Source organism: Kitasatospora sp. NPDC093550, from assembly GCF_044764985.1.
GTDB lineage: Bacteria > Actinomycetota > Actinomycetes > Streptomycetales > Streptomycetaceae > Kitasatospora.
Map to the genome: position 1 here is coordinate 131,134 of NZ_JBIWJF010000013.1, position 25,035 is coordinate 156,168.

A 25,035-nucleotide genomic window follows, 5' to 3' on the forward strand; every position below is an offset into this window, starting at 1 on the left:
CCCCGAGCCGAAGGGGCGCGCCGGTGCCGAAAGGGAGAAGCGAGGAGGCCCCGAGGGACGAGGGGCCTTGGAGCGCCGACCGTCGGCACCGGGCCAGGAGCACCCCGGAGGCGAGCGGGCGAGTCCCGCCCCGAGCCGAAGGGGCGCGCCGGTGCCGAAAGGGAGAAGCGAGGAGGCCCCGAGGGACGAGGGGCCTTGGAGCGCCGACCGTCGGCACCGGGCCAGAGCGCCCCGGAGGCGAGCGGGCGAGTAAGGGGCCGGCAGTGTTCACACTGCCGGCCCCTTCGCCGTGTTCGCGGCCGCTACGGGCGGGTGTAGGCGGCGAGGTCCGGGATGGTGCAGAAGCCGACGCCGTAGGCGCTGACGCCGCGTCCGTAGGAGCCGAGCAGGACGCCGGGGGCCTCGCCGGCCAGCACCCAGCCGTACTCGGACTCGCGGTAGCGGAAGGGCTGCGGCAGGCCGTTCACCGGCAGGCTGAGGGTGGACCAGCCGGGGCCGGCCAGGTCGTCGGCGAGGTCCCAGGCGAGGCTGCTCTGCTGGTCCAGCCAGTCCTGGCGCAGGGCGCGGTCCAGCTGGCCGGGCCAGGTCGCGGCGAGCAGGCCGGAGCCGGCCAGCCAGGCGGCGGAGGAGGCGCTGGTCGCCTCCAGGGTGCCGGTGTTGTCGGCGCTGCGGCGGCTGTCGCGGCGGGCGACGGTGACCACGGCCGCGAACTTCCGCATGTCGCGCGGCTCGTACTGCTTGGCGGGCTCGTCGCCGTGGCCGAGCGAGCCGTAGTCCACGCTGCCCGGGGCGCGGGTGCCGGCGCCGGCCTGCATCAGGTAGCGGCGGCCGGTCCAGCCGTCGTCCAGCCCGTACCAGGGGAAGTCGGCGGACAGGTAGGGCACCAGCGGGTCCGCCGGGCCGGCCTGTCCGCCGACCACCGGGCCGCCGGCCGTGGCCGTCGCCCCTCCCGCCTGACTCGTCGCGTCCATCCCCGGGCCTCCTCAAACGCACGTGTGCCTGCCGTGGCGCGCTCCCATGGTGGCGTACCGCGGCGTTCCCGGGGGCCGTTCCTGGTCCACGACGGCGCGGAATGTGACGGACGGCTCAGCGGGAACAATCAGCACAATAGCGGCGCACGCACCACCGCCCCGCTCAGCCGGGCGGCCGGGCGGGGCGGTGGCGTGCTGCCGGAGCGTCCTGCCGGAGTACGGGTCAGGTGGCGTCGGGGTCGAACGGCGGCCGCTCGCCGGGCGCCAGCGGAGCGCCCGCGGAGGCGGGCGCCGGGGCGGCCTTGTCGAAGCTGACGCTGCCGCTGCGGCCGTTCACCGGCGCCGCGGGCTTGTCGTCCAGGACGGAGCGGATGTCGAGGGTGTCCTTCATGTCCTTGAGGCCCAGCGGGTCCTCCTGGCCGCCCATGAGCTGCTTGCGGACGAAGTTCTTGGGGTTGAGGTCCTCGAACTCGAAGTCCTGGAACTCCGGGCCCAGCTCGCTGCGGATGTCCTCCTTCGCGTTGTCGGCGAAGGAACGGATCTTCCGGATGAAGCCCATGGTGTCCTGGATCAGCTTCGGGAGCTTGTCCGGGCCGAAGATGATGATCGCCATGACGACCAGGGTGAGGATCTCCAGCCCGCCTACGTCGCTGAACACCTTTGCTCCCTAGCTCGTCGGACGACGGTTCCTACAGGGTAATGGCCACCGGCGAGTCCCTGGTCCACGCTGTGATGAAGCCGTGGTAAAGACCTGCCGATGGCCGAGGCCGCCGAGTCCCGGGCACCAGGACCCGTCCGGGGCCGCTCCGGCGCCGCTCTAGCGGGTCTGCTGGCGCAGGGCGGCGATGCCGCCGGGATAACGCTCCGGGGAGGACGGCGGGGACGCCTCGCGGGTCGCCGCGACCGGGCGGCCGGGGAAGTCCACCGGGATCTGCGCGGTCATCGGGACGAGGCCGCCGCCGCGTCCGGTGCCCGTGGTGCCGCCGGCCGGGCTGACGGTCGTGCCGTGGCCGCCCTCGCCCTGCGCGGAGAGCCCGCCGACGCCACCGAGCGTGACCGCGGCCACGGAGAAGGCGCCCGCGGCGGCGAAGACCAGGCGGCGGCCGCGCGCGGAGGAGCGGAGGGCGGCCGCGGACGGCTGCGGACGGACGCCGCGGTCCGGTCCGGCGGCGGGCTCGGGACGGGCGGTGCGCCGGCCCATCAGCGGCCGCAGCACCGCGCCGCGGCCGAAGGCGCGCGGGTCGACCCCGGGCACCGGGGCACCGGCGCCGAGCGCGCCCGCGCCGAAGGAGGCACCGGCGCCGCGGCCGAAGGAGCCGCCGTCGAGCCGGCTGCCGCCGAGCGTGCCGGTGGCGGCGACCCCGCCACCGGGCAGGTCGTCGTCGTCATCGTGGTGGCCGCGGCCGGGCGGCCAGTCGCCGTCCCCCGGGCCGTCCTCGGGGAGGTTGCCGACGGCCATCAGCCGGGCCATCAGCCCGGTGGACGGGCCGGGCGTGCCGGTGCGGGTCAGCAGGTGCTTGACGGCGCGGCCCTCGTCGGCCTCGGCGAGGCACTGCGGACAGGTCGCCAGGTGCGCCTGGACGCGCTCGCGCGAGTCGTGGCCGAGCTCGCCGTCCAGGAAGGCGGAGAGGCGCTCGCCGAGGTGGTGCTCCTCGACGGCGGGTTCGACGGGCCGTACGGGCAGCGCGTGCAGTGCCGTGTCGGCGGGCAGCGCCAGCGCGGGCAGCACGGGCTCACCGGGTTCGTCCGTACCGCGACGACCCGGCAGCCCCCAGCTCCGCCGGGTCAGGGACCGGCCGGACGCGTCCGGCCGGTCCGAGCCGGACCGGCTGGTTCCGCTCACGATCGCCTCCGTCCGCGCCCACCGGGCGCGACCGCGGCCTCGACCGCGCCGACGCCGACCGGCACCGGCTCCTCCGAGCCGCCGCGGCGCTCACGGCCGGGGGCCTGGCCGGGGGCGCGGTGCTTGAGCGCGGCGCGCAGGTGCGAGCGGCCGCGGTGGATGCGGCTGCGGACGGTGCCGAGCTTGACGCCCAGCGTGGCGGCGATCTCCTCGTACGACAGGCCCTCGATGTCGCAGAGCACCACGGCCGCGCGGAACTCCGGGGCGAGGGTGTCCAGGGCCTGCTGCACGTCGGCGTCGAAGTGGGTGTCGCTGAAGTGCTGGGCCGGGCTGGGCTCGCGGGAGGCGAGCCGCTCGGCCGCGTCCTCGCCGAGCGCGTCGAAGCGGATGCGCTGGCGGCGGCGGACCATGTCCAGGAACAGGTTGGTGGTGATCCGGTGCAGCCAGCCCTCGAACGTGCCGGGGGTGTAGGTCGACAGCGAACGGAACACCCGGACGAAGACCTCCTGGGTGAGGTCCTCGGCGTCGTGCTGGTTGCCCGTCAGACGGTAGGCGAGGCGGTAGACGCGGGCGCTGTGCGCCTCGACGATCTCCTCCCAGGAGGGCGGAGTCCAGGTCTGCGCGTCGGGGCCCTCGGTGAAGGTCGCGAGGGCGGGGGCCTCGGTGGTACCGGCGGCCGGCGTTTCGGCGGCGGGCTGGTCCAGGTCGGAGTGCGCAGGCTGGTTCATCACGGGCTTCGGCGTACGGGCCGACGCGGTGCCGCGGAAGTGCCGCCGCACGGGGACGTCGCCCTCGGCCACACCTCCTCGGTCGGCTCTTCTGCCCAGCAGGGCCACCACCATATCCACCTCACCCGTCAAGCCCGGATAAAAGTGCCCGGGAGGTCTGCGCGCCCGGTCCGCCATGACAACGGCCCGCCGCCGTACGCGGTTCCCGCCCGGCCAGTAATCTGTGCCAGGAAATATCGACATCCCCCGGCACCGGGCCGCCACCCGGGGCTCCGAAAGAGGCAGCCATCAGCGAGTTCGGGCCCGCGCGCGCGGCCCTCGCCGACACCTACGTGGGCGAGGACGCGGTGCTGACCTACGCCCGGGCGCAGTCCGCGCGGACCGGCATACGCGCGATCGGGCCGAGCGGCGGGGCCTGCCTGCGGCTGCTGGCGGCCGCGCTGGACGCCAAGGCGGTCGCCGAGATCGGCACCGGCACCGGGGTGTCCGGGGTCTACCTGCTGCGCGGGATGCGGCCGGACGGCGTGCTCACCACGGTCGACTCCGAGCCGGTGCGCCAGCAACTGGCCCGCGAGGCCTACCAGGCGGCCGGGTTCGCGGCCAACCGCTCCCGGTTCATACCCGGCCGGGCGCTGGAGGTGCTGCCCAGGCTCGCCGACGGCCAGTACGACCTGGTGTTCTGCGACGGCGATCCGGCCGAGTCGCGGGAGTACCTGCTGGAGTCGCTGCGGCTGCTGCGGCCGGGCGGGATGGTCTGCTTCGAGGGGGTCTTCCAGGAGGGCCGGCTGGCCGAGCCGGAGCTGCAGGACCCGCAGACCGGCGCGGTGCGGGACCTGGTCCGGGACGTGCGGGAGAGCGACTCCCTGCTGCCGGCGCTGCTGCCGGTCTCGGACGGGCTGCTCTGCGCCGTCAAACGCCAGGTCTGACCCGGCCCGGGCGCGGGGCCCGCCCGAAGCGGGGCCCGCCCGAAAACGAGCGGACCCGGGACGACATGACGTCGTACCCGGGCCCGGCAGCGCATCTCCAGGAGATGGCGAGCACCCGCTGCGGTCAGCCGCAGGCCTTCTTCAGGGCCTCGCCGAGGGCGTCGGCCTCGTCGGGCGTGAGCTCCACCACAAGGCGTCCACCGCCTTCGAGCGGAACGCGCATGATGATGCCCCGTCCCTCTTTGGTGACCTCGAGCGGGCCGTCACCCGTCCGCGGCTTCATGGCCGCCATGCTCGTTCCCCTTCCTGCAACCGCTCAGCTACGCACCGGAAGTCCGTCCACCGCCGGTATCGAACGCATTGATCGGAAGCCATTATCCCGCATGCCACGGGCTGATGACCAACATCACTCTCGGTGCAACCTCGGCCGGACCGCCCCCAACCACCGCAATTCACGTCATAAGCCCCGGCGTGGCGGAGGTGCGGGCACGGCCGGAAGGTGCGATACCTCACACTCCCCAGGCCACCGCGTGCTCCGGCATCCTGGCACACGACACCGACACCACGACGATCACCGGGGAGCCCTCGCCCATGTCCGATTCCGTGCTGTACGAACTCGACGGCGGCCTGGCCGTCATCACCATCAACCGTCCGGAGGCGATGAACGCCCTCGACGTCGCCACCAAGGTCGCGCTGCGCGACACCGTGACCGCCGCGGCCGAGGACCCGGCCGTCCGGGCGGTGCTGCTCACCGGGGCGGGCGAGCGCGCGTTCTGCGTCGGGCAGGACCTGAACGAGCACCTGGCGATGCTGAAGCACGCCGAGGAGACCGGCGAGGGCGCGCTGCGGACCGTCGCCGAGCACTACAACCCGCTGACCCGGGCGCTGGCCGGGATGCGCAAGCCGACCGTCGCCGCGGTCGGCGGGGTGGCCGCCGGGGCGGGCGCCTCGCTCGCCTTCGCCTGCGACTTCCGGATCCTGTCCGACCGGGCCGGATTCAACACCGCCTTCGCCGGCATCGGCCTGACCGCCGACTCGGGCGCCTCCTGGACGCTGCCGCGCCTGGTCGGGCACGCCAAGGCCACCGAGCTGCTGATGCTGCCCCGGACGGTCAAGGCCACCGAGGCGATGGAGCTGGGCCTGGCCACCAAGGTGGTGCCGGCCGAGGAACTCGCCGCCACCGCACGGGTCTTCGCCCGCGAGCTGGCCGAGGGCCCGACGGTCGCCTACGGCGCCATCAAGGAGTCGCTGGCGTACGGCGCTTCGCACTCGCTGTCCGAACTCCTCGACAAGGAGGACGAGCTGCAGACCCTGGCCGGGGAGAGCGAGGACCACCGGATCGCGGTCCGCGCCTTCATCGCCAAGGAGAAGCCGAAGTACCTCGGCCGCTAGCCGGCGCTCAGCCCGCGTTCTTCGGCCGCCGGCGGCCCCCGCCGGTGCGGACGTGGCAGTCCGCCAGGTGGTCGTCCACCAGCCCGCAGGCCTGCATCAGGGCGTAGGCGGTGGTCGGGCCGACGAAGCGGAAGCCCGCCTTCTTCAGCGCCTTCGCCAGCGCCGTCGACTCGGGCGTGACGGCCGGCACCTCGCTCATCCGGCGGGGGGCCGGCCCGCCGGGATCGGGGGCGAACCCCCAGATCAGCGCGTCCAGACCGCCCTCCAGGTCACGGGCGACCCGGGCGTTGGCGATCGCCGCCTCGATCTTGGCCCGGTTGCGGATGATGCCGGCGTCGGCCAGCAGCCGCTCCTTGTCGGCCTCGCCGAACTCGGCGACCTCGGCGATCCGGAAACCGGCGAACGCGGCCCGGAAGCCCTCGCGACGGCGCAGGATCGTCAGCCAGGACAGGCCGGACTGGAAGGCCTCCAGGCAGACCCGCTCGAACAGCGCGTCGTCGCCGTGCACCGGGCGGCCCCACTCGGTGTCGTGGTAGACGCGGTAGTCGTCGGTGGAATCGCCCCAGGCGCAGCGGAGCAGCCCGTCCGCGCCGAGCACCGAGCCGTCGACCGGTCCTGTCACTGGTCCGTCACCGGCTTCGCGTCCTCCGGCGCCGGGGCCTGGGCCGGGGCGGGGGCCTGGGCCGGCTCCCCGGTCTGCGGCTCGGTGAGGGCGACGGCCGGCTCGACGACCTTGGCGAACTGCTCCAGGCCGGGCAGGGGTTCGGCCGCCGGGTCGGGGCCGTTGGTCGCCTCGACGGCGCCGCGCAGGTGCGCGACGGCCTCCAGCTCGGCGATCCGCGCGTCGCGGTAGGCGAGCTCGGCGCCGAGGCGGTCCAGGACGTCGTCCACCTCGTCCATCCGGTAGCCGCGCAGGGCCATCGGCAGTCGCAGCTCGTCCACGTCCGCCTTGCCCAGCGGGCGGTCCTGCGGGAGCCGCGCCGCGATGCGGTCCGGGACCGCCTCCGGCATCGAGCCGCCCCCGCCGAGCGCCACCAGGGCGGCGCCGCCGACCACCACGGCCATGGCGACCACGATCACCCAGAACACGAGCTGTCCTCCCGAACTCCCGGTCGGCCTCGGTCGAGGTACCGGGGAACCAGACTGATCATGACAGCATGGTCCCCTGGTGAGGCCGGGGGCCATCATCGCACCCGTAGGAGCTCTGGAGGAGACATCGGTGGCACTGCGCCTGGGACCGCGGGAATTCGGTGACGACGAGCTGGTGATCATGGCGATCGTCAACCGCACGCCGGACTCGTTCTTCGACAAGAGGGCGACCTTCGCCGACGAGGCCGCGTTCGCCGCCGCCGACCGGGCGGTGGCCGAGGGCGCGGCGATCCTGGACATCGGCGGGGTGAAGGCCGGCCCGGGCGACGAGGTCACGGTCGAGGAGGAGCTGCGGCGCACCGTGCCCTTCGTGGCCGAGCTGCGCAAGCGCCACCCCGACGCGGTGATCAGCGTGGACACCTGGCGTCACGAGGTCGGCGAGGCGGTCTGCGAGGCCGGCGCGGACCTGCTGAACGACGCCTGGGGCGGGGTCGACCCGAAGCTCGCCGAGGTGGCCGCCCGCCACGACGTCGGGCTGGTCTGCACCCACGCGGGCGGCGCCGAGCCGCGCACCCGTCCGCACCGGGTCGGGTACCAGGACGTGATGGCGGACATCCTGCGGGTGACCGTGGGCCTGGCCGAGCGCGCGGTGGAGCTGGGCGTGCGGCGGGACGCGGTGGTCATCGACCCGGGGCACGACTTCGGCAAGAACACCCGGCACTCGCTGGAGGCCACCCGGCGGCTGCCGGAGATGACCGCGACGGGCTTCCCGGTGCTGGTCTCGCTCTCCAACAAGGACTTCGTCGGCGAGACCCTGGACAAGCCGGTGGACGAGCGGCTGCTCGGCACCCTGGCCACCACGGCGGTCTCGGCCTGGCTTGGCGCGCGGATCTACCGGGCGCACCAGGTCGCGGAGACCCGCCAGGTGCTGGACATGGTCGCCTCGATCCGGGGGACCCGCCCCCCGGCGGTCGCCCGCCGGGGGCTGGCCTAGTCGGGCCGCGGCGCCGGCCCCCGCCGGCGCCCCGCGCGGCCCTGCGGCCCGCTCGCGCTAGATCTCGTCGGCGGGCCGGCGGGTGTCGGCGAGGATCTTCATGACCTCGTCGACCTCGTCGGTGATGTGGAAGAGCTCCAGGTCGTGCGGGGCCGCCTTGCCCTGCGCGACCAGGGTGTTCTTCAGCCACTCGAAGAGGCCGCCCCAGTACGCGGTGCCGTAGAGGATCACCGGGAAGCGGGTGACCTTCTTCGTCTGCACCAGGGTGAGCGCCTCGAACAGCTCGTCCAGGGTGCCGAGGCCGCCGGGCAGGACCACGAAGCCCTGCGCGTACTTCACGAACATCGTCTTGCGGACGAAGAAGTAACGGAAGTTCAGCCCGAGGTCGACGTACTCGTTGAGGCCCTGTTCGAAGGGCAGCTCGATGCCGAGCCCGACGCTGAGGCCGCCGGCCTCGGAGGCGCCGCGGTTGGCGGCCTCCATGGCACCCGGACCGCCGCCGGTGATCACCGCGTAGCCGGCCTCGGCGAGGGCCCGGCCGATGGCCATGCCGGCCTCGTACTCGGGCGAGTCGGCCGGGGTCCGGGCGGAGCCGAAGACGCTGATCGCGGGCGGGAGTTCGGCGAGGGCGCCGAAGCCCTCGACGAACTCGGAGGTGATCCGCAGCACCCGCCACGGATCGGTGTGCAGCCAGTCGGTGGGGCCGGTGGTGTCCAGCAGGCGCTGATCCGTCGTGCTCGTGCCGACCTGGTCCCGGCGCACCAGCACCGGGCCCTTCTGCTTCTCGGGCCAGGCCTTCTTCTTCCGCGGCACGCCGACCTGCTCGGGGCCGTGTCCGTAGTGCTTTTCGTCTCCTGTGCCTGTCATGACGAAACCCTACGCCCGCCTTCCCCCGTTTTCAGGCAACAGGGGAAGGTCGGTTGGGCAACCGGAAGGTGGCGTTCGGCCGCTGATCGGATCAGCTGGCCCGGGCCTGGGGGGTCAGCTGGTCAGCCAGGCGCGCAGCCGCTCCTCGGTCTCGGCGATGGCGCTCAGCGAGCAGTGCTCCTCCCGCTTGTGCGCGAGGTTCGGGTCGCCGGGGCCGTAGTTGACCGCTGGGACGCCCAGCGCGCTGAACCGGGCCACGTCCGTCCAGCCGAACTTGGCCCTGGCCTGGCCGCCGGTGGCCGCCAGGAAGGCCTGCGCGGCCGGCTGGGAGAGGCCGGGCAGGGCGCCCGGGGCGAAGTCGGTGACGGTCAGCTCGAAGCCGTCGAAGACCTCGCGGACGTGCTTCTCCGCCTCCGCCTCGCTGCGGTCCGGGGCGTAGCGGAAGTTGACCGTCACGACGCACTCGTCCGGGATCACGTTGCCGGCCACGCCGCCGTCGATCCGGACCGCGTTCAGGCCCTCGCGGTACTCCAGGCCGTCGATCTCCACCCGGCGCGGCTGGTACCGCGCGAGCCGGGTGAGCACCTCGGCGGCGCGGTGGATGGCGTTGTCGCCGAGCCAGCTGCGGGCCGCGTGGGCGCGCACGCCGCTGAGCCGGACCTGCGCCCGCAGGGTGCCCTGGCAGCCGCCCTCGACCATGGCGCCGCTGGGCTCCATCAGCACCGCGAAGTCGGCGGTCAGCCACTCCGGGCGGTCCTTGGCGAGGTGGCCGAGGCCGTTGCGGTGGGCCTCCACCTCCTCGCAGTCGTAGAAGACGAAGGTGAGGTCGCGGTTGGGCTCGGGCACGGTGGCGGCGAGCCGCAGCTGGACGGCCACGCCGGACTTCATGTCCGAGGTGCCGCAGCCGTAGAGCAGGTCGCCGTCGACGTACGAGGGCAGGTTGTCGGCGATCGGCACGGTGTCCAGGTGACCGGCCAGCAGGACCCGCTCGGCGCGGCCCAGGTTCGTCCGGGCGACCACGTTGTTGCCGTACCGGTCCACGGTGAGGTGCGGGTAGCCGCGCAGCGCGGCCTCCACCGCGTCGGCGAGCGCCTGCTCGTCGCCGCTCACCGAGGGGAAGTCGACGAGCCTGGCGGTCAGCGCGCCGCCGTCGAGGGTCAGGTCCAGGGGCGTCGGGTTCGGGCTGCTCATGGCGCCAGCCTAGTGCGCGCCGTGTGCGCCCTGCGTGGCCGTCCGTGGCCGTGCTGTGACACGGTACGGACGCCGCACATCCGTCCGAGTGGGTACGGTGTCGGATCAAGGAGCAGGCGCGAGAGGGGCGACGGTGGCCAGGAGAAGGAGCAGCGAGGAGCCGGGCGACGAGGCGGCGCCCGCCCGCCGCCGCGGGCCGCTGCGCGCGCTGCTGATGGTGATCGTCGGGCTGCTCGGCCTCGCGCTGGTCGCGGGGCTGGCCGTGGTCGGCATCTGGTGGTTCGGCTTCAAGCCGGGCGAGTCCGAGGGCTGCACGGTGAAGACCGCGGCCGGCAGCGGCACCCTGGAGCTGCCGCAGGCCGCCAACGCCGCGACGATCGCCGCGGTGGCCCGCTCGCGCGGGCTGCCGGACCGGGCCACCACGATCTCGCTGGCGACCGCCATGCAGGAGTCCAAGCTGCGCAACCTCGCGGGCGGCGACCGGGACTCGATCGGCCTCTTCCAGCAGCGGCCCTCGATGGGCTGGGGAACGCCGACGCAGATCGCGGACCCGGTGTACGCGACCAACAAGTTCCTGGACGGCCTGGTCAAGGTCCCCGGCTACACCCGGCTGCCGCTGACCGACGCCGCGCAGGCGGTGCAGAAGAGCGGCTACCCGCAGGCCTACGCCAAGCACGAGACCAAGGCGACCCTGCTCACCTCGGCGCTGGCGGGCCGGGAGCCCGGGTCCTTCTCCTGCATCGTGCACGACTACGCCAAGCCGGACCCGGAGGACTCCTCCTCCCCCACCGCCTCCGCCTCCGCCTCCGCCACCCCGGCGGCGGCCCCGGACCGGGCCCAGGTGCTGTCCGACCGGGTGCGCCGGGAGTTCGGCCGCACCGTCACCCCGGCCACCGGGTACGCCTCGACCATCAAGGGCGCCGAGAACGCCGTCGCCCTGACCCCGGACCCGGCCACCGCCGCACTGACCTCCTCCTCGGACGCCGGCGCCGACGGCGGGGTGGGCGCCGAGCGGGCCAGCGGCTGGGAGGTGGCCCACTGGGCTGTCGCGCAGGCCCAGCAGCTGGGCATCGCGACGGTCGCCTACGACGGGAAGATCTGGCGCAAGACCAAGTCGGAGGACGGCTGGCAGCCGCAGACCTCGGGCACCTCGACCAAGCTGGTCCAGGTCACCCTGGCCGCGTCCGACAAGGGCTGACGCACAGGTGTTCGGGTAGCCGCCGGACGGGTGATTCCGGTCAACTCCGGTGGACCGGCCGCCCGTTCCGGCGACCCCGGTGGAGAACCGTCACTCCCCTTGGCCGGGGCCGGTCCGACGGCGCCCGACGAGGTGGGGCGGGCGCCCCCTTGTGGTCATACGATCCGATGGTCAGTCAGGCACTTTCCTTGCACCGGCCGAAACCTTCTGGCTTCTCAAGCGGTAACAACGTCGTCCGCCCGGTCGTCCACGCCCGGTCCCATGGGCGGACGGGACGGACACCCAGACCCCTTCGAGGAGCCCCATGTCTCACCCCCTCACGCGCCGGATCGCTCAGGCCGCGCTGGTCGTGGCTGCCGGAGCGACCCCGCTGGTCGCGGCCGGCTCCGCGTCCGCCCTGGGCGGGGACGCCCTGCTGCCCAAGAGCGACCTCGCGGCGCCGCTGGGCCAGCTGACCAACACCGACACCGGTTCCACCCTGCAGCACACCACCCACCAGCTCGGCGAGGCCGCCGGCACCACCGGCGCGGCCACCGTCGCCGCGGGCGTACCGGCCTCCGCCGACGCCGCCGGCAACATCGTCGCCCACCAGCTCCCCGAGGCGAACGAGAAGGCCAGCTCGCTGACCGCCCCGGTCGACCAGACCGCCGCCACCACCGGCCAGCTCTCCGCCGTCACCCCGAAGGTCGCCTCGGCGCTGGCCGGCAAGCTCGGCGAGGCCGTCACCGGCAAGGGCATGGGCACCCGCAGCGCCGAGGCCGGCGCCAGCCCGGTCGGGGGGCTCTCCCAGGCCGGTTCCGTCGCCCAGGCCCTGCCGGGGGCCGACAAGCTCTCCGGCGCCCTGCCCGGCACCAACGCCGTCACCGACGCGCTGCCGCTGGGCTCGGTGGAGCGGGCGCTGCCGCTGGGCTCGGTCCAGCACGCCGTTCCGGCCGGTCTGCCCGGCACCGACGTCCTGGGCCTGGCCGAGCACGGTTCGGCCAACCGCCTCGGCGGCGCCGACCTCGGCCCGAACAACCCGCTGTCCGGCCTCACCGGCGCGCTCGGCCCGGTCGGCGGGCTGCTGAACGGCGTGAACGGCGGCAGCATCAGCGGCCTGCCGGTGTAGTCCTCACGCGCCGCCGCGCATGTCGGCCGGTCCACCCCACGGCCGGCCCGCACGCCGGAGGGCCGGTGTTCCTCCTCGGAACACCGGCCCTCCGGCGTCTGCTCAGCGGGCCGCGGTCAGCCGCTCCACGGCCGCGGCGACCCGCTCGTCGGTCGCGGTGAACGCGACCCGGACGAAGCGCTCGCCGGCCGGCCCGTAGAAGTCACCGGGCGCCACCAGGATGCCCAGCTCGGCCAGTTCACCGACGGTCTCCCAGCACGGGCGGTCCTGGGTCGCCCAGAGGTAGAGGCTCGCCTCCGAATGCTCGATCCGGAAGCCGTAGGCCTCCAGCGCCGCCCGCAGCGCCGAGCGCCGGGCCGCGTAGCGCTCCCGCTGCTCGGCCACGTGCGCGTCGTCCGCGAGCGCGGCGATCGTCGCCGCCTGGACCGGGGCGGGCACGATCATGCCGCCGTGCTTGCGCACCCCCAGCAGCTCCTTGACCACCACCGGGTCGCCCGCGACGAAGGAGGCGCGGTAGCCCGCCAGGTTGGAGCGCTTGGAGAGCGAGTGGACGGCCAGCAGGCCCTCGTGGCCGCCGCCGCACACCTCCGGGTGCAGGACGGAGACCGGGTCGGCCTCCCAGCCCAGCTCCAGGTAGCACTCGTCGCTGACCAGCAGCGCGCGGTGCTCGCGGGCCCACTCGACGGTGCGGCGCAGCTCGTCGGCGCCGAGCACCCGGCCGGTCGGGTTGGACGGCGAGTTCACCCAGATCAGACGCACCCGGGAGCCGTCCAGCTCGTCCACCGAGTCGTACTCGACCGGGTCGGCGCCGCACAGCCGCGCGCCCACCTCGTACGTCGGGTAGGCCAGGCGCGGGTAGGCGACCTGGTCGCCGGGGCCGAGGCCGAGCTGGGTCGGCAGCCAGGCCACCAGCTCCTTGGAGCCGACCGTCGGCAGGACGGCCGCCGGGCCGATCTCGGCGCCGAGCCGGCGGTGCAGCCAGCCCGCGATCGACTCGCGCAGCTCCGGCGGGCCCCAGACGGTCGGGTAGCCGGGCGTGTCGGTGTGCGCGGCCAGCGCCTTCTGGATCACCTCGGGGACCGGGTCCACCGGGGTGCCGACGGAGAAGTCGCAGAGGCCGCCCGGGTGGGCCAGGGCGGTCTCCTTGTACGGCTCCAGGTTGTCCCAGGGGAAGACCGGCAGGAGGTCGGAAACGCGGCGCGCCGCCCCCGGGTGGCCCGGGAACGGCGCGCGCGTGCTGTCGTTGCTCACAGCTTCTGTGCCACCGATCGTCAGTGGTCGGCGTTCTGCGGCGGCAGAGCGGCGATGAACGGGTGGTCGCGCTCGATCAGGCCCAGCTTCGAGGCGCCGCCGGGCGAGCCCAGGTCGTCGAAGAACTCGACGTTCGCCTTGTAGTAGTCCTTCCACTCCTCCGGGGTGTCGTCCTCGTAGAAGATCGCCTCGACCGGGCAGACCGGCTCGCACGCGCCACAGTCGACACACTCATCCGGGTGGATGTAGAGCGATCGCTCGCCCTCGTAGATGCAGTCAACCGGGCACTCTTCGATGCACGCCTTGTCCTTCACGTCGACACAAGGCTGCGCGATGACGTAAGTCACGCTGTCGTTCCTCCTCGGAAGGGCCTGGTGGCCCGTTCTGTTCTGCTCGCGTGCGCGGTGAGCGCGGCGTCGTCGATGCCCGCCCCTAGTATCGCGGGTCGGAGACCGCAAATGCACAGGAGGTGGCCACATGACGACGGGCAACCCGCTCGACGGCCGTCCAGAGGTCCGGATAGATCGCTCTGACGTGGGACTTCGCGTGTCCGTCCGGCGCCTCTCCGAGTTCGTGGACGACCGGCCTGTGTTCCGGGATTCGATCGGCGTGCTCACATCGTGGGACGATCATGGGTTGACGGTCGTGCCGCGGTCCGGGGATCCGGTCTCCTTCCCGGAGAAGCTGCTGGTCGCGGGCAAGGTCGTGCCCCCGTTTCCCGCCCGGCGCGCTCCGCTGCCGGTCGCGGCGCCGGTCGAGCTGCAGCGGATCGCGGGGCGCGGCTGGCCGGCCGTGGAACAGGAACCGCTCGGCGAGTGGACGCTGCGCGCCTCGGCCGGGTTCACCCGGCGGGCCAACTCCGTCCAGGCACTCGGCGACCCGGGGATGCCGCTGCCGCGGGCGCTGGCGGCCGTCCGGGCCTGGTACGCGGAGCGCGGGCTGCCGTCGTACGTCGAGGTGATCACCCCGGGGTCGCCGGAGGCGCTGCGGACCGAACTCGACCGGCTGGGCGCCGCGTACGCGCCCACCCTGGTGCGCACCGTCCCGCTCGCCGGGCTCGCCCGGGCCGGCGGCGGCCACGAACGGGTCCGGCTGGCGCGCACGGCCGACGCGGCGTGGCTGTCGCTGTACCGGCGGGTGAGCGGCGATCCGGCGCTCGAGGAGGCGGCGCGCCGGGTGCTGCACGGCGGCCCTTCGGTCTGGTTCGCCACCGTGCCCGGCGCGCCCGGGCAGCCGCCGCTGGCGATCGGACGCTGCGTCATCGAGGGGCCGTGGGCCTGCTTCGGCGCGATCGAGGTCCAGCCGTACGCCCGGCGGGCCGGACTGGGGACGGCGGTCATGGCGGTGCTCGCCTCGCGCGCGGCCGAGGAGGGGGCGAGCGGCGGATACCTGCAGGTCGAGGCGGAGAACGCGGGGGCGATCGCGCTCTATGACGGACTCGGCTTCACGACCAGTCACACTTACCACTACGCCCTCCTTCCCCAGGGGTAGCGGTCGGGTCGATATGTCCGCTTGTCGGCCCGTCGTCCGTCCGCTCGTCCGTTCCCCGCCTTGTCCGTCCGCCGCCTTGTCCGTCCGCCGTACGAAAGCCGTCGCCGTCACCGTGACCGAGCAGAGCAGAGACCGCTTCCGGACCGCCGCCCGCGCCGAACAGCCCGACCCGGTGCTGCTCTGCGTGCTCGCCGCCGCCGAACACGGCCCGGCGCTCGACCCGGGCGATCCCGGCGAGCCGCCGGGCGTGGACGCCCTGCTCGCCGCCTGCGAGGCCGCGCTGGAGCGGCACGCGGCCGCCGTCCGGCTGGCCGTGGCCGAGCGGGCGCCCGCCGGGCCGGAGGAGACCGCCGCCCTGCTCGCGGCCGTCCTCGGCGGGCGGGAACGCTTCCACGGGCGGCAGGCGGACTACCGCCGGCTGGAGTCCTCGCTGCTGCCCGAGGTGCTGCGGCGGCGGCGCGGGCTGCCGATCATGCTCTCGCTGGTGTGGATGGCGGTCGGGCGGCGGGCCGGGCTCACCGTCCACGGTGTCGCGCTGCCCGGCCACTTCATCGTCGCCGTCGGCGGGCCGTCCGGCGGCGAGGAGTACGTGCTGGCCGACCCGTACCACGGCGGGCGGCTGCTCGACCCCGGCGACGTCGAGCGCCTGGTCGCCGCCGCCGGGCAGGAGTTCACGCCCGCCCTGCTCACCCCGGCCCAGCCGCTGGACATCGTGCTGCGGGTGCTCGGCAACATCCGCGCCTGGGCGGCCGACCGCCCCGAGCACGCCCGCACCCAGCTCTGGGCCACCGAACTCGCCCTGCTGCTGCCCCGGCACCCGGCCCAGCTCCGGCTGGAACGGGCCGAACTGCTCGTCCGCACCGGGGACTTCCTCGGCGGCTCGGCGGAGATGGACGCCTACGCGCAGATCCTGGACGCCTTCGACCCGGACGGCGCCGCCAAGGTCCGCCAGGAGGCCCGGGCGGCCCGGCACCGGCTCAACTGAGCTCCCGGCGCCGTCGGACCGGCGGCACCCTAAGCGGCTACAACCAGCCCTTCTCGCGGGCGATCCGGACCGCCTCGGCGCGGTTGCGGGCCTCGGTCTTCTGGATCGCCATCGACAGGTAGTTGCGGACCGTCCCCTCCGACAGGTGCAGCCGCTTGGCGATCTCCGCGTTCACCGCTCCGTCGGCGGCCGCGCCCAGCACGTCCCGCTCGCGCGGGGTCAGCGGGTTGGCGCCCTCGGCCAGCGCGGCGGCCGCCAGCGCCGGGTCGATCACCCGCTCGCCGCGCAGCACCCGGCGGATCGCCTCGGCCAGCTCGGAGGCCGGCGCGTCCTTCACCAGGAACGCGTCGGCGCCCGACTCCATCGCCCGGCGCAGGTAGCCGGGGCGGCCGAAGGTCGTCGCGATGACCACCTTGGTGCCCGGCGCCCGCCGGTGCAGTTCGGCGGCGGCCTCGATGCCCGTCATCCCCGGCATCTCGATGTCCAGCACGGCGACCTGCACGTCGTTCGCCAGCACACCGGCCACCACCTCGTCCCCGCGCCCGACCTGCGCGACGACGTCGATGTCCCCCTCCAGCCCGAGCAGCGCCGCCAGCGCCTCCCGGACCATCCCCTGATCCTCGGCGAGCAGTACCCGGATCGAGGCCCCGTTGTCCGTGTCGTTCATGACCACGACCTTAGAGGGCGGGGTCGAGCCTCCCGTCGGGGGAGACGCCGGAGTCGGCCCCCGTGGACGACACGGACGGTGGTGACCGGCGCGGACGGCGGCGACGCGCTCCACTCCACCGGCGACCTCACCCTCCGCACCGGACTCACCGTCAAGACCGTCCGGTTCCACGCCGGCAGCGGCCTGGTACCGCCCACCGACCAGGCCCCCGGGCGAGGTATTCCGGTGGTTCATCGAGGCCCTGCGCGCCAGACTGGCCGGATGCTGACGCTGGAACCGCTCCGCGCCGACCACGCCGAGGAGCTGCTGGCCTTCGAACGCGCCAACCGCGCGTACTTCGCCCGTAGCATCCCCGACCGCGGCGACGCCTACTTCGCCGGGTTCCCCGCCCGCCACGCCGCCCTGCTCGCCGAACAGGCCGAGGGCACCTGCCGGTTCCACGTCGTGCGGGACGCGGCCGGGGTGCTCGTCGGCCGGGTCAACCTGGTCGACCTGGCCGGGGGCAGCGCCGAAGTCGGCTACCGCGTCGCCGAGTCCGCGGCCGGGCGGGGCCTCGCCTCCGCCGCCCTGGCCGAGGTCTGCCGGCTCGCCGCCACCGCGTACGGCCTGACCGGCCTGACCGCCGCCACCACGGTCGACAACGCCGCCTCGCGGGCCGTCCTCGCCCGTACCGGCTTCCGGTTCACGCACCAGTGCCGGCTCGGCGGCCTGCCCGCCCTCGCCTACCGCCGCGACCTCGGCGATCTGCGCCCCGCGGGGTAGCCGGGATCAGGACGCCGGCCGGGCCGACGTCCGACTCCCGGCCGTTCCACGGGGCCGGTCAGAGCCAGCGCTGGGCGGCTTCCAGGCTGTCGGCACCGCTGGTGTTGAAGGCGATGGCGGCGTCCGGGGCGTGGCGGCGGACCAGGTTGACCACCAACTCGAAGAAGGGCAGCGCCGGTTCGGGCTTGCGGATGCCGCCGCCGATGACGACGACGTCCCAGCCCCGCCCGGCGAGCGCGGCGACGATCGTGCGCTCGGCGGTGTCGTCCGGGGCGACCAGGGTCATCGCCGCGTCGATGCCGTGCTCGGCGAGGCGGGCGAGTTCGGCGTCGAGGACGGCCCGCATGCCGTCGCCGTCCATACCGGGGACGGCGTGCGGGTCGAATCCGAGAATGAGAACAGAGGACATGGTCGGAGGAACGATCAGCTCGGGTCGTCGGGTTCCCCGCGCAGGAAGCGGGCGACGTCGGCGAGGGTGAGCTTGGGGTCGGTCCAGGAGCAGACCTCCAGCCAGGACAGCCGGCCCTCCTCGGCGAACAGGAGGACCTCGCCGTCGGAGCCGATGGCCGCCTCGGCCACCACCTCCGAGCGCGCGCCGTCCGCGACCCCGGCGAACAGGGCCGTGCTGCAGCCGCAGCGGCAGCGGGACTCCACCCGCAGGTGCGGGAGCTGGGCGCGCAGCGGGTGGCCCTCCGGGAGGAGGACGTCGAGGGTACGGGCGATGTCATCGGGCAGCTGAGTCATGAGCGGCGCAATCGTGTGGTGAGGGCGGACAGTTCGTCGATCCGGAGGAGGTGGGCGAGGAGCAGGTAGCCGGCCACCAGCACGGCGGCGGCGGGCACCGGGCCGTAGCGGGCGGTCCACCAGGCGGCGCCCGCGGCCGGCAGGGCGGCGGCGAGCGGCTTGGCGTGGGCCGCCGGCACCCGCAGCGGGCCGATCCGGCGGCGCAGCAGCAGGGCGGCGGCCACGCAGCTGAGCAGGAAGGAGGCGCCGTAGCAGCCGGCCATCCCGGTGACGGCCCAGCGCAGCGGCAGCAGCCGGTGGCAGAGCAGGGCGCCGAGCGCGGTGGCGGTGACGGGCAGCAGGTTGAGCAGGAAGGGCGTACGGCTGTCGCCCAGCGCGTAGAAGGCGCGGGTCAGGGCGTAGGCGGCCGAGTAGAGGACGAGGCCGGGCGCGAAGGCGGTCAGCATGCCGGCGATCGCCCGGACGTCGGCGGGGTCGGTCCGGCCGTGGCCGAAGGCGAGGTCGCACAGCTGCGGCGCGAGGACGGCGAACGCGCAGGCCGCCGGGACGGTGACCACCGCGATGGTGCGGACGGTACGGGTCAGCAGCGAGCGGACGGCGCGCGGACTGCCGGCCGCCGCGCTCAGCGCGGGGACGACGGCGGTCACCAGGGACACCGTGACCACGCCGTGCGGCACGATCCACAGCAGGTACGCGCTGCTGTAGGCCGTGTACCCGACCCCGGGCAGCCCGGCCGCGGCGGCCCGGGCGCCGGCGAGCGTGGAGAGCCTGGTCACCACCCAGTAGCCCACCTGGTCGCTGAGCACGAGCAGCAGCGTCCACCCGGCGGCGCGCAGCGGCGCGCCGAGCCCGGCCCGCCGCCAGTCCCAGCGCGGCCGCAGCCGCACCCCGGCGGCCCGCAGGCAGGGCAGCAGCACCAGGCTCTGCGCGACCACGCCGGCCGTCGTGCCGGCCCCGAGGACGGTCAAGTCGGCGGCGGAGAAAGTCCGTTGTCCGAGATACCCGCCGAACACCACGATCACGACCAGGTTGTTCAGCACCGGCGCCCAGGCCATCGGGGCGAACCGCCGCCGGGCGTTCAGCAGTTGGCCCAGCACGGTGAACAGCCCGTAGAAGAACACCTGCGGCAGGCAGAGGTACGCCAGCAGCACCGTACGGTCCAACTGCGCGCCGCCGTACGAGGTGTACGCCCGGACGACGAGCGGCGCGGCCGGCACGACCACCGCCGTCAGCACCAGCAGGGCGGCGACCAGCACCGTCACCAGCCGGTCGACGTGCGCCGCCCCGCCGTCCGCCGACTCCTCGGCGGCGCGCACCAGATGGGGCACCAGCGCGGTGTTCAGCGCGCCGCCGATCAGCAGCACGAAGAGGATGTTGGGCACGGTGTTCGCCACGTTGTACCCGTCCCCCAGCACCCCGGATCCGAGGACGGCCACCAGCACCGCCGAGCGCACGAAGCCGGTGGCCCGGGACACCACCGTCCCGGCCGCCATCACCAGGCTCGGCGGGACCGCGCGCCGCGGCCTGCGGTGCCGGGCCGCCCCGGCCGGCAGCTCCACGACGGTCATCCGGCAGCCCCCTCTCGCTCTCGCTCCGGGCACCGGCCCGACGGCCGCCGGCCCGAACGGACCGGCGAAGACGGCGAGAGCATGCGCCAAGTCCCCTGAAGCGGGGCTGAGAAGGCTGAAGAACGCTTAAGGAACGGATCCGGCGCCGGTGGCATCCTGATCCGCATGGAGATTCTGGTGGTGGAGGACGACGCCCAGGTCGCCGCGGCCGTACGGCGCGGACTGGAGGCCGAGGGCTACACCGTCGACCTCGCCCCGGACGGCCTCACCGGCCTGCGGCTGGCCCGACGGCACGCCTACCGGGCGATCGTGCTCGACATCATGCTGCCCGGCCTGAACGGCTACAAGGTGTGCGAGGCGCTGCGCGCCGACGGCGTCACCACCCCGATCCTGATGCTGACCGCCAAGGACGGGGAGTACGACGAGGCCGAGGGCCTGGACACCGGCGCCGACGACTACCTCACCAAGCCCTTCTCCTACATGGTGTTCCTGGCCCGGCTGCGCGCCCTGATCCGCCGCAGCCAGACCCCCGGCCCGCTGCTGCGCGTCGGCGACCTCTGGCTGGACCCGGCGGGCCGCCGCTGCGGCCGGGGCGGCGCCGAGATCACCCTCACCGAGCGGGAGTTCGGCGTGCTGCGCTGCCTGGCCGAGCACCCCGGCGAGGTGCTGTCCAAGCGCCGGATCGTCGACGAGGTGTGGGACATCGCCTTCGACGGCGAGGAGTCCATCGTCGAGGTGTACGTCAGCATGCTGCGCCGCAAGGTGGACAACCCGTTCGGCGTCCGCTCGATCACCACCGTGCGCGGCGTCGGCTACCGGCTGGAGGCCACCCCGTGCTGAGCCGCCTCTCCACCCGGCTGCGCACCTCGCTGGCGGCCGGCCTCGCGGCGCTGCTGCTGCTCGGCGGCGGCGCCTGGTGGCTGCGCGGCCACCTGTACGACGCCCAGTTGGAGGCCGCCGAGGCGGAGGCCAGGTCGCAGTCCCGCGAGGTCAGCAGCAGCTTCAAGTTCGGCCGGCAGCTGCCCGAGAGCGGACAGCTGCCGTACGTGGTGCTGGGCGGCGACGGCACGGTGCTGATCATGGGCGGCCCGCTGACCACCCAGCACCTGGCCGGCGAACGGCCCGCCGTCGTGCCGCGCCTGGCGGCGGACGAGTGGCACACCGTCCAGCGGATCACCATCGGTCCGGCCGGGTCGGCCGCCGCCAACCGCTACTCGGGGCGCACCTTCACCGCGATGGGCAGCTGGAGCCCGCTGCTGGAGAAGGAGGGCTTCCAGGTGGAGCCCACCGTCGGCCCGTTCACGCTGTACGTGCTGGCCACCCCGTTCGCCGCCGAGGCCTCGCTGCGCACCATCGACCCGGTGCTCCGGGTCGGCGTCCCGGCGGCCGCGCTGCTGGTCGCCCTGGTGGCCTGGGTCGCCACCAGCCGGGCCCTGCGCCCGGTGGACGCGATCCGCGCCGAGCTGGCCGAGGTCGGCGAGCACCGGCTGGACCGCCGCGTCCCGGTGCCGCGGTCCGGCGACGAGATCACCCGGATGGCGCGGACCACCAACGCCACCCTGGACCGGCTGGAGCGCTCGGCCGCCCAGCAGCAGCGCTTCGTCGCGGACGCCTCGCACGAGCTGCGCAGCCCGATCGCGGCGCTGCGCACCAACCTGGAGGTCTCGCTGGCCCACCCCGAGCGCACCGACTGGCCGACCGCCACCCAGGAGGCGCTCACCTCGGTCGAGCGGCTCCAGCAGCTCACCGAGGACCTGCTGTTCCTGGCCCGGGGCACCCACCCGGCCACGGCGGGCCAGCACACCACCGTCGACCTGGCCGCCGTCCTGCGCGAACTCGCCGACCAGTACCGCCCGGTGTTCGGCGCCCGGCTCGCCCTGCGGGTGGACGCGCCCGAGCCGGTGCCGGTGCGCGGCAGCCGGATCCGACTGCACCGGCTGGTGCGCAACCTGCTGGACAACGCCCGGCGGCACGCCACCGCCGAGGTGGTGATGTCCGCGCGGCGGACCCCGTACGGCTGCGTCCTGGAGGTCCGGGACGACGGCCCGGGCGTGCCGCCGGAGGACCGCGAGCGGATCTTCGAGCCGTTCACCCGGCTCGACGAGGCCCGCAGCCGGGACACCGGCGGCAGCGGCCTGGGCCTGGCCATCGCGGCCGACGTCGCCACCCGGCACGGCGGCACCCTGCGCGTCGCCCACGCCCCGCGCGGGGCCCGCTTCGTCCTGGAACTGCCGTCCGCCTAGGGCTCCGCCCCGCCGTCCCGTCCTGAGCTCTGTCTAGCGCTTCCGCACCGCTTGCCCGGCGTCAGCGGAGCCGGTCCCGGCCGCCGCGGACGCCCCGGACTCCGACGCGGACACCGTCCGCAGCGGCACCGAGGCCCGCAGCCGGAAGCCCTTCCCCCGCTCCCCCGGGCCGCTCTCCAGCCGGCCGCCGACCAGCGCCAGCCGCTCCTCCAACCCGGAGAGCCCGTTCCCCGGCTGCGACTTGCCCGGCCCGCGCCCGTCGTCGGCGATCTCCAGCACGGCGTAGCGCTCGCCGCTCGCCTCCCAGCTCTCGTCCGCCGTGACGGTGCAGACAGTGGCGCCCTCGCCGTGCCGGACGACGTTGGTGACGGCCTCGCGCAGCGCCCAGGCCAGCGCGCCCGCCTCCTCGTTGGCCAGGCCCGGCCAGCTGTCCACCAGCTCCGGCGCGGCGTCCAGCCGGATCTGCGCGGCGGCCAGCGCGGTACGGGCGGCGGCGAGTTCGACCGGCAGGGTCGGCCGGCGGAAGCCGGTGACCGCCTCCCGGACGTCGATCAGCGACTGCCGGGCGACCTGCTCGATGTCGGCGACCTGCGCCCGCGCCTTCTCGTCCGCGCCGGCGTCCATGAACCGCCCGGCCAGCTCGCTCTTCAGGGTGATCAGCGAGAGCGAGTGCCCGAGCAGGTCGTGCAGGTCGCGGGCGAGCCGCAGCCGTTCCTCGGAGGCGGCCAGGTGCGCGACGGCGGCGCGGGCCTCGCGCAGCTCCTTCATGGTGGCGACCAGCCGCTGCAGGCCGGTCATCGCGACGCCGGAGAGGAACCCGCTCAGCGCGAAGGTGGCGATGTTGTCCGTACTCGCGTGGATGAGCAGGCCGACGGCGGCGATCAGTGCGGCCATGCCGGCCAGGGCGCGCAGCGAGTACCGCGGCGGCGTGATGATCGCGACGCACACCGAGGCGTAGATGAACAGGGTCAGGAAGGCTTCGCCGAGCACGAAGGCGCACGCGATCGCGAGCGCCACCATCATCGTGACGACCACCTGGCAGGCGCGCGGCCGCATCCCCCGGGTCGAGCGGAAGATCACCAGCAGCACGTAGCCGGCCACGAAGAACGCCAGGCAGCTCCAGCCGAGCACCTGCGCGGCCGTGCTGTGCACACCGTTCACCAGCCGGCTGATCGGGTAGGCCAGGTAGATCATCCACAGCAGCATCCAGGCGACCTTCACCACCATCTGCCGCCTGGTCTCCACCGGCGCACCGGGCACGTTCATGAACGACGCGCGCGCCGGACCCGCCTCCGGGGGTTCGTCGGGGCGGTGGGTCCGGCGCTCGTCGCTCATGTGGATCATCATGCCTGTCGGGTGTCGCGGCGGTACAGGGTCGCGGCGGCGGTGACGAACACCGCGAGGAAACCGGCCAGTCCGACGACGGCGACGGTGTCCAGGGAGTGCCCGGGCCGGGTGAAGGAGGCCAGCTGGTTGTAGAGGTAGACCGGGTTAAACCGGGCGAACCTCTCCAGCGAGCCGCTGACCGGGAACCAGGTGCCGCCGAGCAGCGCCATCGCCATGTAGGTGATCATCACGATCGGCTGCACCGCGTCCGGCGTCGCCGCGTAGCCGAGCGCCACGCCCAGCGCCGCGAAGACGAAGCTGCCGAGCCACAGCGCGAGGGCCAGCCCGATCCACTGCGACCCGGTGAGCGAGACGCCCTGGGCCGCGCCCACCGCGAAGACCACCAGGATCGACGGCAGGGTGGTGACGCTGCTCGCCGCGATCTTGCCGACGGTGTACGCCCGGCCGGGCAGCGCGGTCAGCCGCAGCTGCCGGGTCCAGCCGCTCTTGCGCTCCAGCGAGATCCGCTGCGCGCTGCCGGTCAGCACCGCGCCGACCGCGCCGAAGGTGGCCATCGAGACCATGAAGTAGGTCTTCACCGGCAGTCCGCCGGCCTGGTTGGCGGCGCCGTAGGCGTGGATGAAGAAGACGTACATCAGCGCCGGGTAGGCCACGGTGAAGAACAGGTAGCGCCGGTTGCGGACGGTCCGCAGGATCTCCAGCTTGATCAGGGTGGTCATCGCGCACTCTCCAGGGCCGCGTCGTTCCGGTCCAGCTCGCCGGTGATGGTCAGGAAGGCCTGTTCCAGGCCCACGCCGGTGACCTCGAGACCGCGCGGGTACAGGCCCGCCCGGTAGAGCCCGGCGACGGTCGCGTCGGCGTCCGCGGTCCGGATCCGCACCGTCCGCACCCCGGGGACCCGGGCGGTGACGTCCAGCGACTGCACGCCCGGCAGGGTGCGCAGCACGGCCTCGTCGAACCGCCCGTCCCCGTCGTGGAGTTCGAAGGCGATCCGGCGGGCGCCGGCCCGGGCCTTGATCTCGGCGGAGCTGCCGTCGGCGATCAGCCGGCCCCGGTGCAGCACCAGGACGCGGTCGGCGATGGAGTCCGCCTCCTCCAGGTAGTGGGTGGCGAACAGCACCGTGCGCCCGGCGTCGGCCTGCGCCCGCATGCTCGCCCAGAACGACTGCCGGACGCCGACGTCCATGCCGGTGGTGGGCTCGTCCAGCACGATCAGGTCGTTGTCGCCGGCGATCGCCAGGGCGAAGCGGACCCGCTGCTCCTGGCCGCCGGACAGCTTGTCGACCCGGCGCTCCGCCAGCTCGGCGATCCCGGCGTCGGTCAGCACCTCCGCGACCGACCGGCCGCGCGGGTGCACGTCGCAGGCGAGCTTGACCAGCTCCCGCACCTTGACGTCGGACATCAGCCCGCCGCTCTGCAGCATCGCGCCGACCCGCCCGGTCTCGATCGCCGCCCGCGGGGTGCCGCCGAACAGCGTCACGCTGCCCTGGTCGGGCTCGCGCAGGCCGAGCAGCAGGTCCAGGCTGGTGGACTTCCCGGCGCCGTTCGGGCCGAGCAGGGCGACGGTCTCGCCCGGCCGCAGCACGAGGTCCAGCCCGTCCACGGCGCGCACCCGCCCGTAGCTCTTGCCCACGCCGCGGAAGGCGGCCACCTCGGTGTCCATCGCCCGG

Annotated in this window: 28 protein-coding genes; 10 read left to right on the forward strand and 18 right to left on the reverse strand. The window is 74.4% G+C overall.

The features are described 5' to 3' along the window. Positions 1–302: 302 nt before the first annotated feature. The 4 genes from ACIRD3_RS21975 to sigE form a co-directional block, all read right to left on the reverse strand. Entirely contained in the window at positions 303–971 is a 669-nt protein-coding gene (locus tag ACIRD3_RS21975) for a hypothetical protein (protein WP_402219129.1), read from the reverse strand. A gap of 223 nt (positions 972–1,194) precedes the next feature. Further along, positions 1,195–1,629: a sec-independent translocase gene (locus ACIRD3_RS21980; RefSeq protein ID WP_402219131.1), complete on the reverse strand. Its 435-nt coding sequence runs from the start codon at positions 1,627–1,629 to the stop codon at positions 1,195–1,197. Positions 1,630–1,788: 159 nt separating this feature from the next. Beyond that, on the reverse strand, positions 1,789–2,814 hold the full coding sequence (locus ACIRD3_RS21985) for a zf-HC2 domain-containing protein (RefSeq protein ID WP_402219134.1): 1,026 nt from the start codon (positions 2,812–2,814) through the stop codon (positions 1,789–1,791). Further along, positions 2,811–3,542 (reverse strand): RNA polymerase sigma factor SigE, encoded by a 732-nt coding sequence (sigE, locus tag ACIRD3_RS21990; protein ID WP_402219423.1) that lies wholly within the window; start codon positions 3,540–3,542, stop codon positions 2,811–2,813. The genes ACIRD3_RS21985 and sigE overlap by 4 nt, the downstream gene beginning before the upstream one ends. Before the next feature lie 287 nt (positions 3,543–3,829). Between sigE and ACIRD3_RS21995 the strand changes: the two genes are divergently transcribed. Further along, positions 3,830–4,468 (forward strand): O-methyltransferase, encoded by a 639-nt coding sequence (locus ACIRD3_RS21995; protein ID WP_402219425.1) that lies wholly within the window; start codon positions 3,830–3,832, stop codon positions 4,466–4,468. 124 nt (positions 4,469–4,592) lie between these two features. Here the strand turns inward: ACIRD3_RS21995 and ACIRD3_RS22000 are convergent, their stop codons facing one another. Further along, positions 4,593–4,760, reverse strand: coding sequence for a DUF3117 domain-containing protein (locus ACIRD3_RS22000; protein WP_014137929.1), 168 nt, complete (start codon positions 4,758–4,760; stop codon positions 4,593–4,595). A gap of 299 nt (positions 4,761–5,059) precedes the next feature. Between ACIRD3_RS22000 and ACIRD3_RS22005 the strand changes: the two genes are divergently transcribed. Then, positions 5,060–5,860, forward strand: a complete 801-nt coding sequence (locus tag ACIRD3_RS22005; protein ID WP_402219138.1) for an enoyl-CoA hydratase-related protein — start codon at positions 5,060–5,062, stop codon at positions 5,858–5,860. Between the two features lie 7 nt (positions 5,861–5,867). Here ACIRD3_RS22005 and ACIRD3_RS22010 read toward each other — a convergent pair whose 3' ends face one another. Further along, positions 5,868–6,482 carry a DNA-3-methyladenine glycosylase I gene (locus ACIRD3_RS22010; protein WP_402219141.1) on the reverse strand — a complete coding sequence of 205 codons (615 nt, stop codon included), beginning with the start codon at positions 6,480–6,482 and terminating at the stop codon, positions 5,868–5,870. After that, a complete protein-coding gene (locus tag ACIRD3_RS22015) occupies positions 6,479–6,949 on the reverse strand; it encodes a DivIVA domain-containing protein (protein ID WP_402219144.1) in 471 nt (156 codons plus the stop codon). The genes ACIRD3_RS22010 and ACIRD3_RS22015 overlap by 4 nt, the downstream gene beginning before the upstream one ends. A gap of 181 nt (positions 6,950–7,130) precedes the next feature. Between ACIRD3_RS22015 and folP the strand changes: the two genes are divergently transcribed. Beyond that, positions 7,131–7,943 (forward strand): dihydropteroate synthase, encoded by an 813-nt coding sequence (gene folP / locus ACIRD3_RS22020; RefSeq protein WP_402219428.1) that lies wholly within the window; start codon positions 7,131–7,133, stop codon positions 7,941–7,943. A 57-nt stretch (positions 7,944–8,000) separates the two neighbouring features. Here folP and ACIRD3_RS22025 read toward each other — a convergent pair whose 3' ends face one another. Beyond that, positions 8,001–8,810: a TIGR00730 family Rossman fold protein gene (locus ACIRD3_RS22025; RefSeq protein WP_402219147.1), complete on the reverse strand. Its 810-nt coding sequence runs from the start codon at positions 8,808–8,810 to the stop codon at positions 8,001–8,003. A 114-nt stretch (positions 8,811–8,924) separates the two neighbouring features. After that, on the reverse strand, positions 8,925–10,001 hold the full coding sequence (gene dapE, locus ACIRD3_RS22030) for a succinyl-diaminopimelate desuccinylase (protein ID WP_402219150.1): 1,077 nt from the start codon (positions 9,999–10,001) through the stop codon (positions 8,925–8,927). 133 nt (positions 10,002–10,134) lie between these two features. Here dapE and ACIRD3_RS22035 point away from each other — a divergent pair, with 133 nt between their 5' ends. Both ACIRD3_RS22035 and ACIRD3_RS22040 read left to right on the forward strand, forming a co-directional pair. Then, positions 10,135–11,199: a hypothetical protein gene (locus ACIRD3_RS22035; RefSeq protein ID WP_402219153.1), complete on the forward strand. Its 1,065-nt coding sequence runs from the start codon at positions 10,135–10,137 to the stop codon at positions 11,197–11,199. A 304-nt stretch (positions 11,200–11,503) separates the two neighbouring features. Then, positions 11,504–12,307: a hypothetical protein gene (locus ACIRD3_RS22040; protein ID WP_402219156.1), complete on the forward strand. Its 804-nt coding sequence runs from the start codon at positions 11,504–11,506 to the stop codon at positions 12,305–12,307. A 102-nt stretch (positions 12,308–12,409) separates the two neighbouring features. Here ACIRD3_RS22040 and dapC read toward each other — a convergent pair whose 3' ends face one another. Both dapC and fdxA read right to left on the reverse strand, forming a co-directional pair. Then, a complete protein-coding gene (gene dapC / locus ACIRD3_RS22045) occupies positions 12,410–13,558 on the reverse strand; it encodes a succinyldiaminopimelate transaminase (RefSeq protein ID WP_402219159.1) in 1,149 nt (382 codons plus the stop codon). Positions 13,559–13,578: 20 nt separating this feature from the next. Continuing rightward, the gene (gene fdxA / locus ACIRD3_RS22050) at positions 13,579–13,905 is read right to left on the reverse strand and encodes a ferredoxin (protein WP_030061559.1); all 327 of its coding nucleotides are present in this window, start codon (positions 13,903–13,905) and stop codon (positions 13,579–13,581) included. A gap of 298 nt (positions 13,906–14,203) precedes the next feature. On the opposite strand from fdxA, the gene ACIRD3_RS22055 reads away from it, so the two are divergent. Both ACIRD3_RS22055 and ACIRD3_RS22060 read left to right on the forward strand, forming a co-directional pair. Further along, positions 14,204–15,049, forward strand: a complete 846-nt coding sequence (locus ACIRD3_RS22055) for a GNAT family N-acetyltransferase (RefSeq protein ID WP_402219431.1) — start codon at positions 14,204–14,206, stop codon at positions 15,047–15,049. 112 nt (positions 15,050–15,161) lie between these two features. After that, entirely contained in the window at positions 15,162–16,034 is an 873-nt protein-coding gene (locus ACIRD3_RS22060; RefSeq protein WP_402219433.1) for a transglutaminase family protein, read from the forward strand. A 37-nt stretch (positions 16,035–16,071) separates the two neighbouring features. Here ACIRD3_RS22060 and ACIRD3_RS22065 read toward each other — a convergent pair whose 3' ends face one another. Beyond that, entirely contained in the window at positions 16,072–16,701 is a 630-nt protein-coding gene (locus tag ACIRD3_RS22065) for a response regulator (RefSeq protein WP_402219163.1), read from the reverse strand. Positions 16,702–16,962: 261 nt separating this feature from the next. Here ACIRD3_RS22065 and ACIRD3_RS22070 point away from each other — a divergent pair, with 261 nt between their 5' ends. Next, positions 16,963–17,463 (forward strand): GNAT family N-acetyltransferase, encoded by a 501-nt coding sequence (locus tag ACIRD3_RS22070; protein WP_402219436.1) that lies wholly within the window; start codon positions 16,963–16,965, stop codon positions 17,461–17,463. A 58-nt stretch (positions 17,464–17,521) separates the two neighbouring features. Here the strand turns inward: ACIRD3_RS22070 and ACIRD3_RS22075 are convergent, their stop codons facing one another. From ACIRD3_RS22075 to murJ, 3 genes are read right to left on the reverse strand one after another with little or no spacing between them, the layout of a single operon-like run. Then, positions 17,522–17,872: a hypothetical protein gene (locus ACIRD3_RS22075; RefSeq protein ID WP_402219166.1), complete on the reverse strand. Its 351-nt coding sequence runs from the start codon at positions 17,870–17,872 to the stop codon at positions 17,522–17,524. A 14-nt stretch (positions 17,873–17,886) separates the two neighbouring features. Beyond that, on the reverse strand, positions 17,887–18,207 hold the full coding sequence (locus ACIRD3_RS22080) for a hypothetical protein (protein ID WP_402219169.1): 321 nt from the start codon (positions 18,205–18,207) through the stop codon (positions 17,887–17,889). Next, on the reverse strand, positions 18,204–19,775 hold the full coding sequence (gene murJ, locus ACIRD3_RS22085; protein ID WP_402219172.1) for a murein biosynthesis integral membrane protein MurJ: 1,572 nt from the start codon (positions 19,773–19,775) through the stop codon (positions 18,204–18,206). The genes ACIRD3_RS22080 and murJ overlap by 4 nt, the downstream gene beginning before the upstream one ends. 165 nt (positions 19,776–19,940) lie before the next feature. Between murJ and ACIRD3_RS22090 the strand changes: the two genes are divergently transcribed. Both ACIRD3_RS22090 and ACIRD3_RS22095 read left to right on the forward strand, forming a co-directional pair. Continuing rightward, the gene (locus ACIRD3_RS22090) at positions 19,941–20,615 is read left to right on the forward strand and encodes a response regulator transcription factor (RefSeq protein WP_402219175.1); all 675 of its coding nucleotides are present in this window, start codon (positions 19,941–19,943) and stop codon (positions 20,613–20,615) included. Then, positions 20,609–22,018 (forward strand): sensor histidine kinase, encoded by a 1,410-nt coding sequence (locus ACIRD3_RS22095; protein ID WP_402219178.1) that lies wholly within the window; start codon positions 20,609–20,611, stop codon positions 22,016–22,018. Before ACIRD3_RS22090 ends, ACIRD3_RS22095 begins: the two co-directional genes overlap by 7 nt. Positions 22,019–22,051: 33 nt before the next feature. Here the strand turns inward: ACIRD3_RS22095 and ACIRD3_RS22100 are convergent, their stop codons facing one another. Genes ACIRD3_RS22100 through ACIRD3_RS22110 form a run of 3 tightly spaced genes read right to left on the reverse strand, consistent with a single transcriptional unit; the run spans position 22,052 to position 25,028 of the window. Next, on the reverse strand, positions 22,052–23,353 hold the full coding sequence (locus tag ACIRD3_RS22100; protein ID WP_402219180.1) for a sensor histidine kinase: 1,302 nt from the start codon (positions 23,351–23,353) through the stop codon (positions 22,052–22,054). Between the two features lie 8 nt (positions 23,354–23,361). Beyond that, positions 23,362–24,084 carry an ABC transporter permease gene (locus ACIRD3_RS22105; protein ID WP_402219183.1) on the reverse strand — a complete coding sequence of 241 codons (723 nt, stop codon included), beginning with the start codon at positions 24,082–24,084 and terminating at the stop codon, positions 23,362–23,364. Continuing rightward, the gene (locus ACIRD3_RS22110) at positions 24,081–25,028 is read right to left on the reverse strand and encodes an ABC transporter ATP-binding protein (protein ID WP_402219186.1); all 948 of its coding nucleotides are present in this window, start codon (positions 25,026–25,028) and stop codon (positions 24,081–24,083) included. Before ACIRD3_RS22110 ends, ACIRD3_RS22105 begins: the two co-directional genes overlap by 4 nt. Positions 25,029–25,035 lie beyond the last annotated feature (7 nt).